The 7,508-nt window shown below is 59.8% G+C and carries 7 protein-coding genes; 2 read left to right on the top strand and 5 right to left on the bottom strand.

Translation table 11 applies throughout. The annotated features are described in order from the left end of the window. Window positions 1-290: 290 nt before the first annotated feature. Both EDC26_RS08360 and tyrS read right to left on the bottom strand, forming a co-directional pair. Complete coding sequence (locus tag EDC26_RS08360) at window positions 291-923, bottom strand: YbhB/YbcL family Raf kinase inhibitor-like protein (protein ID WP_132581423.1); 633 nt, start codon at window positions 921-923, stop codon at window positions 291-293. A 23-nt stretch (window positions 924-946) separates the two neighbouring features. Next, window positions 947-2,176: a tyrosine--tRNA ligase gene (tyrS, locus tag EDC26_RS08355; protein ID WP_132581421.1), complete on the bottom strand. Its 1,230-nt coding sequence runs from the start codon at window positions 2,174-2,176 to the stop codon at window positions 947-949. A gap of 324 nt (window positions 2,177-2,500) precedes the next feature. Between tyrS and EDC26_RS08350 the strand changes: the two genes are divergently transcribed. Further along, on the top strand, window positions 2,501-3,787 hold the full coding sequence (locus EDC26_RS08350; RefSeq protein ID WP_425012451.1) for a peptidoglycan DD-metalloendopeptidase family protein: 1,287 nt from the start codon (window positions 2,501-2,503) through the stop codon (window positions 3,785-3,787). Between the two features lie 48 nt (window positions 3,788-3,835). Then, entirely contained in the window at window positions 3,836-4,945 is a 1,110-nt protein-coding gene (locus tag EDC26_RS08345) for an anhydro-N-acetylmuramic acid kinase (RefSeq protein WP_132581417.1), read from the top strand. 110 nt (window positions 4,946-5,055) lie between these two features. Here the strand turns inward: EDC26_RS08345 and erpA are convergent, their stop codons facing one another. From erpA to argC, 3 genes are read right to left on the bottom strand one after another with little or no spacing between them, the layout of a single operon-like run. Continuing rightward, window positions 5,056-5,424 carry an iron-sulfur cluster insertion protein ErpA gene (gene erpA / locus EDC26_RS08340; protein ID WP_132581415.1) on the bottom strand — a complete coding sequence of 123 codons (369 nt, stop codon included), beginning with the start codon at window positions 5,422-5,424 and terminating at the stop codon, window positions 5,056-5,058. A 55-nt stretch (window positions 5,425-5,479) separates the two neighbouring features. Further along, entirely contained in the window at window positions 5,480-6,217 is a 738-nt protein-coding gene (locus EDC26_RS08335) for a DUF6776 family protein (RefSeq protein WP_132581413.1), read from the bottom strand. 54 nt (window positions 6,218-6,271) lie between these two features. Further along, window positions 6,272-7,336 carry an N-acetyl-gamma-glutamyl-phosphate reductase gene (gene argC, locus EDC26_RS08330; protein ID WP_132581411.1) on the bottom strand — a complete coding sequence of 355 codons (1,065 nt, stop codon included), beginning with the start codon at window positions 7,334-7,336 and terminating at the stop codon, window positions 6,272-6,274. Window positions 7,337-7,508: the final 172 nt, after the last annotated feature.

The following is a 7,508-nucleotide window of genomic DNA, read 5'->3' as shown; positions in this document are numbered from 1 at the left end:
TTGAGTGGGACGATTGCGAATAGCCCAGTGGGCTATTCGCCCCACGAGTTCGCACGCCGCCCCGAAGCCGGCCCTGCGCGCGGGAAGTCATGGCGAAGCCATGACCGTGACCGTCGGAGCCCGAACCGCCTTAACCGCCCACGATGCGGGGCTAGAAGGTTTATGCGGCATAGAGCGTATCAAAAGAACGCCGCGTGCAGCGAATGCCACCCACAAGGGGTGGCGCTACGGGTGGCGCGGGTGGCGCGGGTGACGGTACGGGTAGCGCCACAGGGCGTTACCCGCTGGCGCTACGCTTCCACCAACCGCGGATTCAGCGTATAGACCCCGGTCAGCGAGGCCTGCGCCAGGATATGCCCCTGAATGGCATTTAGCACCTCCGCCCCCCCAAAACGGCCCTCCAGCGGCACATGCTCGATATCCAGCGCATACACCGTAAAACGGTAATGATGCAGAATCGAATCGTTCCACGGCGGGCACGGGCCATCGTAGCCAAAATAATCCCCGCTCATATCCCCGTCGCTCGCGAACCACGACGTATAGTCATTAATCCCCTGACGCGCATCATTGGGCGCCATCGGGCCGCTCTTCCCACGAGGCGTAATCCCGCTCGAATAAGCGCCCTCCGCAATCTCAGTCGTAGTGGCCAGCAGATCCACCAACACCCAATGGTAAAAATCGACACGCGGCAAATCAGCCGGCACCTCCCGCCCTTCCTGGTTCACATCGTCAGGCTTGCTCGGCACATCGGAATCGCAGCAAATCAGCACATACGACTGTGTGCCGGCCGGTGCGCCCGACCAGGCCAGTTGAGGATTAAGATTCCCCGCCAGCGCCACATGCGCCGCCGCATCCACTCGGCCAAACGCATTGCGCTCCGGAATCATTTTCTGGTCGGAAATCGACGTACTGGTAAGCTTCATGAACTATCTCCCCAATGAACCCACTAACCGTTTAGCGTAATGCGGGCAAACTTGCGCTTGCCCACCTGCACAACGTAAGTACCCACACCCAACTCCAACGATTTGTCCTCGATACGATCGCCGTTGACCCGTACGCCGCCCTGCTCAACGTTGCGCTGCGCCTCGGCGCCCGAAGCCACCAGCCCCGCTTCGCGCAAAACCTTGAGTATGCCCAGAGGCGCGACGCCGATATGGATTTCGGGCATATCCTCGGGAAGGATGCCGTCGCGAAACCGCGCTTCAAATTGCGCCAGGGCATCGTTGGCGGCGCGTTGCGAATGAAAACGCGCCACAATTTCCTGCGCAAGCAAAACTTTAGTATCGCGCGGATTGCGCCCCTCTTTCACATGATGTTGTAACAATTCTATTTCATCCAGCGAACGGAACGACAGCAGCTCGTAATAGCGCCACATCAGCGTATCGGAAATCGACATCAGCTTGCCGAACATCGATTCGGGCGTCTCTGAAATACCTATATAGTTGTGCTTGGATTTTGACATCTTGTCGACGCCATCGGTGCCCTCCAGCAAGGGCATGGTCAGTATGCACTGGGGCTCTTGCCCGTATTCTTTCTGCAATTCGCGTCCGACCAGCAAATTGAACTTCTGATCGGTGCCGCCCAGTTCAAGATCGGCCTTCAGTGCCACCGAATCGTAGCCCTGCATCAGCGGGTACAAAAATTCGTGCACCGAAATAGGAATCCCACCCTTGAAGCGCCGCGTGAAATCTTCGCGCTCCATCATGCGCGCCACCGTGTAGCGCGAAGCCAGCTGTATCAGGCCGCGCGCCCCCAAGGGGTCGCTCCACTCGGAGTTGTAACGAACCTCGGTTTTGGATGGGTCCAGCACCAGGCTGGCCTGCGCGTAATAGGTTTTGGCATTTTCCTGGATCTGCTCGGCCGTCAGCGGCGGGCGAGTCACATTGCGCCCGCTGGGGTCGCCGATCATGGAGGTGAAGTCGCCAATCAGAAAAATGACGGTATGCCCCAGGTCCTGCAGTTGCCGCATTTTGTTGAGCACCACCGTATGGCCCAGATGGATGTCCGGAGCGGTGGGATCCAGGCCCAGCTTGATGCGCAGCGGAGTCCCCGTCACACGGCTGCGGGCCAGCTTCTTTACAAATTCGGCTTCAACCAGCAACTCGTCGCAACCTCTTTTTGCAATACGCAGATCGGCTTCAACTTCGGGGCTAAGCAAGGACTCGGTGGGCGACATAACAAACCGTATTAGTAGAAAATAACAAAAAATTACTCGAAAATTCGAGTTGAGTACGTTAGGATAACGTGCGAACGGAATCCCTGCACGCAAACAGGGCCGGCATCTCGCCGCTTCGCACCGCCATCTTATCAAAGTGCCTGTTGGACAAACCCGCGGGCACCCATGCACAAGCGTTAGCCTCCTTCGAGCCCTCTCGTCGAAACGCGTTTACCAGGTTTTAGCTTTATGTTTATAAAAGGGACCCAAAACCCTTCATTCCGTGCAGGCACGCACCCTGCCCACCTTCGCACCCCTGTTTACCTTAGAAATGGCCTGGTTTTTGTGGCTCTGGGACTATTCCTCGCCGCCGCAGCGCTGGCCGTGGTCAGCCCAAATGACACCGTAACCGAACTGCCGCTGATCCATGCCGCGCGGCAAAACATTGCCTTGCCCACGCCATTTCCGGCCCCGGCCGGCGGCTTTGACCAGCCTTTCATCAGCGAAACCCAAATCCGCGCGGGCGACACCTTGTCGGCCCTGCTGCAACGCCTGCATATACAAGAGCCTGAATTGCAACAATTCCTCGCGCACGACAAAAACGCGCGCGCCATCTACAAGCTGCAACCCGGGCGCACCCTGCAGGCCGCGCTCGACCAGAAAGGGGATCTGGTCTGGCTGCGCTACAACCACACGCCCGGCACCCATGAAGGCGACCGCTATGTGTCCCGATGGCTGGAAATCAAACCGGCCGGCGCGGGCAGGTTTATCGCCGCTGAACGCAGCACCGCGGCCGATCGGCAAATCAGAATGGCCGAAGGGATTATCACCAGTTCGTTATTCGGCGCTACCGATGCCGCCGGAGTGCCCGACGCCATCACCCTGCAGATGACCGATATCCTGGGCAGCAAAATCGACTTCATGCAAGATCTCCGCCGCGGCGATCGCTTTCGCATTGTCTACGAGGCGTATTCGCACGACGGCGCAGAGGTTGGCACGGGCCGCATACTGGCGCTGGACTTCATCAACCGGACCCACGACTACGAAGCCGTCTGGTTCGATCCCGCTCAGGGCCCAGGGGGCTACTACGATTTCAGCGGGCATAGCCTGAAAGGCGCTTTTTTGCGCACGGCGCTTAAATTTACACGCATCAGCTCTACCTTCGGCATGCGCATGCACCCGCTGCACCGCACCTGGACCGGCCACATGGGAGTGGACTACGCTGCGCCCAGCGGCACCCCCATCCACTCTACCTCGGACGGCACCGTGGAATTCATCGGCCAACAAAACGGCTATGGCAACGTCATCATCATCCGGCACGATCAACACTACTCCACTCTATATGCCCATCAAAGCCGGTTTGCGGCGGGCTTGAAACGCGGCGAGCACGTCACACAGGGCGAGCTTATAGGCTATGTAGGAATGACCGGCTGGGCCACCGGCCCGCATCTGCATTACGAATTCCGCATCGATAATCACCCGGTCGACCCACTGTCGGCCAGTCTGCCCATGGCTCATACCCTCGAAGGCCCTGAACGCGCAACCTTTGAACGCGCAGCGGCCGGCTATAAAGAACAGATACACTTACTGGCCGACCTGCAGAGCCAACGCATCCAGATCGCCCAGCGCTGAAGCAGCCGCTTCGACGAAACGCTATCCATTCAAGCGAGGAGCCCGCCAATGGTCTCTCACTCTTTGTACATAGGGCTGATGTCGGGCACCAGCACCGACGGGGTCGATGGCGTGCTGGCCGATCTCAGCCGCCCGGGTCATCCGCAAATTCGTGCACACATCTCGCTGCCCATGCCTGAATCCTTGCGTCAAGAGTTTCTGGCTCTGAACCGAAGCGGCCCCAACGAGCTGACGCGAGCGGCCCTGGCGGGCAACGCGCTGGCGCGGCTTTACGCGCAAGCCGTGCACGCCCTGCTTGAACGGGGCCAAACGCGCGCCGGCGACGTGCAGGCCATAGGTGCGCACGGGCAAACCGTCAGACACGACCCGGCGGCGGGCTATACCCTGCAAATCAATGCTCCCGCACTACTCGTCGAACTTAGCCGTATTGCCGTCATCGCCGATTTCCGTACGCGCGACGTGGCGGCGGGCGGGCAAGGCGCGCCGCTGGTTCCGGCATTTCATCAGGCCGTTTTCAGCAGCTACCAGCCGCGCGCCATTCTGAATCTGGGCGGCATCGCCAATGTAACCGTGCTGCATCCGGGCGAGCCGGTGCGCGGCTTCGATACCGGCCCCGCCAATGTTTTGCTCGATACCTGGTGCCAGGAAAAAACCAGACAGGCCTACGACACCAATGGGCAATGGGCCGCCGGCGGCCAGACTCACCCGGCCTTGCTCGAAGCCCTACTGCGCCAGGAGCCCTGGTTCGACCTGCCGCCGCCCAAGTCAACCGGCCGCGACCTCTTTAACCGTGCCTGGCTCGAACGGGGCCTGGCGCCGTTCAGGGCCGAGAATATCGCCGATCGCGATGTGCAGGCCACCCTGCAAAGCCTGACGGTCCACAGCATTGCGCAAGCCATCGAACGCCATGCGCCCGCAACGCGCGAAGTTCTGGTGTGTGGAGGGGGCGCCCTGAACCTGGGGCTGGTGCACGAGCTGGAGCAGCTATTGGCGCGACCCGTGTACCGAACCGACCGTATGGGTGTTCCGGTACAACTGGTAGAGGCGCTGGCCTTTGCGTGGCTGGCGCAAGCCCACGACCAAGCCTATCCGGCAGGATTGCCGGAGGTCACCGGCGCCAGCCATCCCAATATTCTGGGGTGCCGGTACCCGGTGTAGATGGGGTGCCGGTATATAAAATAAAATGGCAGCCACAAGGGCTGCCGCTACAAACGCTACCGGTGAATAATGTAGCGGCACCCCTTGTGGGTGCCATTTTCACCGAGAATTTACGCCGAAAACGAAGACCCGCAGCCGCAGGTTGAATTGGCGTTCGGATTGCGGATAACGAACTGGGACCCTTCAATATCGTCTTTGTAGTCGATCTCGGCGCCTACCAGGTACTGGAAGCTCATGGGATCGACCAGCAACTGCACACCTTCCTTATCGATGGTCGTGTCGTCGTCGTTCACGGTCTCATCGAATGTGAAGCCGTATTGAAAGCCGGAGCACCCGCCTCCCTGCACAAATACGCGCAATTTGAGCTCGGGGTTGCCTTCTTCAACCAGCAGGTCTTTAACCTTGGCCGCAGCTGCATCGGTAAACAAAATCGGAGTCGGCGGTGCTTGTAGATCGACAGATTCAGTCAGGGTATTCATTTGAGACTCCAAAACAAGCGGAAAGCTATTACAACGATAACACAAGCGCGCTGAATTAATCGGCAGGCGCCACTTTGGCGCTGCTGGATGCGCGCAACGTCTTGCCCTCTAAAATGCTCAGCGTGACAGTCTCGGGTACAAAGCCATCGGGCAAGGCCAGCAAGCCCTGGCTGCGTGCAAACTCGTCGAATTTCAGCGCAAATTCACCCTCGGCGGCGGACTTGCCCGCTGACGCATGTGCGGCGTCGGCCTGTGCCGGCTCAAGCCTTATTTGAACCGGCTTGCCACGCAGCACGCCTGTCGCCATAAACTGCATCTGACCACGGAATGGGGCGTCGCCCGACGTATTACGCATCAGCAACACCCGATAACGCAAGGTGGCGCCCTGCAAACGCACCTCGAAAGCACGCACGCTTATCGTCCCCTTGGGGCCGACGGGCAACAACTGATCGTAAAACGCCAACTGATCGCGCGCCCGGGCCAGATCGTCCTGCGTCTTTTGCAGCGTCGCCTCCAGACCCGTGCGCGTGCTTTTCTCAACAGCCAACTGGCCGCTCAGAAGGTCCGCCTTGGCCTGCGCCGCACTCAGGTCGGTCTGCCCCTGCGTCACGGCCTGTTCAAACTGCGCCTTAAACTGGGCCAACTGCCCCTCGGCCTGGTCGTGCAAGACGTAGCGCCCCACAGCCACGCCGATGACAAGAGCCAGGAAGAGTCCCAGCCTGTTTTTCCACCGGCCCGTCGTCGGCCTGCCCAGCGCCGCCGCTTTTGATCCGACCGCATGAATATCATTCATGAAATACAGACCCTCCGGCACCGCGCAAGTTCCGCGCGGCGCGGTAAGCAGGTGTTAAGGCAATACGGCCAGATGCGTCAGGCCCATATCTTCGGGCAGGCCAAACATGAGGTTCATGTTTTGAACCGCCTGACCCGACGCCCCTTTGACCAGATTGTCTTGAGTCACCAGTATCACCAACTGGTCGCCGCCTTCGGGCCGGTGCACGGCAATGCGCAGATAATTCGAGGCGCGCACCGAACGCGTCTCGGGCAGACTGCCCGCGGGCATGACATCGACGAAGGCCTCGTTGGCGTAACGCTGCTCGAACAAAGCCTGAAAGTCGGTATCGAGCGCCTCGGGCAAAATGCGCGCGTAGAGCGTAGAAAACATGCCCCGCACCATGGGCACCAGATGGGGCACGAATGTAACCCCCACCGGCCCTCCCGCCAGGATGTTGAGCTGCTCGGTAATTTCAGGATGGTGGCGATGCCCCTTGACCGCGTAGGCCTTGAAATTGTCGCCCGCCTCGGAATACAAAGTGCTGACCTCGGCCTTGCGGCCGGCGCCCGACGTGCCCGACTTGCAGTCGGCAATAATATGCGAGGCGTCAACCAGGCGCTTGCCGCCTTCGATGAGTGGAGCCAGGCCCAGAATAACGGTAGTGGGATAGCAACCCGGATTGCCGATCACTTTTGCCTGCGCAATTTTGGCGCGATTCAGCTCGACCAGGCCGTATACCGACTGCGCAAGGATCGCCGGGCAGGCATGCGGCATCTTGTACCAGTCCTGGAACACCCGGGTGTCCTGCAAGCGGAAGTCGGCCGCCAGGTCGATAATGCGCACGCCATGCCCGAGCAGCTCTTCAGCCTGGCTCATGGCAACCCCATGCGGGGTCGCAAAAAACACGACATCGCAGTCGTGCAACGCCGCGGCATCGGGCGTCTGGAAGCGCAGGGCCACCCGGCCCCGCAAATTGGGGAACATATCGGCCACCGGCATGCCGTCTTCTTTGCGCGAGGTGATCGCCGTAAGTTCGACCTGCGGGTGCTCGGACAAAAGGCGCAACAATTCCACGCCCGTGTAACCCGTGCCACCCACAATCCCAACCTTGATCCGAGAAGCTACCGCCGCAGTCATGATGAATTTTCCAGAAAATGATTTTTGAACTTCAATTATGCAACAAAGCATCCACATACGCGCACCGTTCGCGGCCGCGCCAGGATAATTTTCGCCACAAGCGGGCGTCCGTGCCCGTCGCAAATGGCACCCACAAGGGGTGCCGCTACAAAACGTACCTGCGGCTCACTTT

The sequence above is a fragment of the Paralcaligenes ureilyticus genome (genome assembly GCF_004346225.1).
GTDB lineage: Bacteria > Pseudomonadota > Gammaproteobacteria > Burkholderiales > Burkholderiaceae_B > Paralcaligenes > Paralcaligenes ureilyticus.
Note: the sequence above shows the minus strand (reverse complement) of the source record. Positions and strands in the feature narration are given on the sequence as shown.

Bases quoted from the DNA above. Each gene is read 5' to 3' on its own strand.
- EDC26_RS08360 (WP_132581423.1), bottom strand. From the start codon at position 923: ATGAAGCTTACCAGTACGTCGATTTCCGACCAGAAAATGATTCCGGAG.
- tyrS (WP_132581421.1), bottom strand. From the start codon at position 2,176: ATGTCGCCCACCGAGTCCTTGCTTAGCCCCGAAGTTGAAGCCGATCTG.
- EDC26_RS08345 (WP_132581417.1), top strand. From the start codon at position 3,836: ATGGTCTCTCACTCTTTGTACATAGGGCTGATGTCGGGCACCAGCACC.
- erpA (WP_132581415.1), bottom strand. From the start codon at position 5,424: ATGAATACCCTGACTGAATCTGTCGATCTACAAGCACCGCCGACTCCG.
- EDC26_RS08335 (WP_132581413.1), bottom strand. From the start codon at position 6,217: ATGAATGATATTCATGCGGTCGGATCAAAAGCGGCGGCGCTGGGCAGG.
- argC (WP_132581411.1), bottom strand. From the start codon at position 7,336: ATGACTGCGGCGGTAGCTTCTCGGATCAAGGTTGGGATTGTGGGTGGC.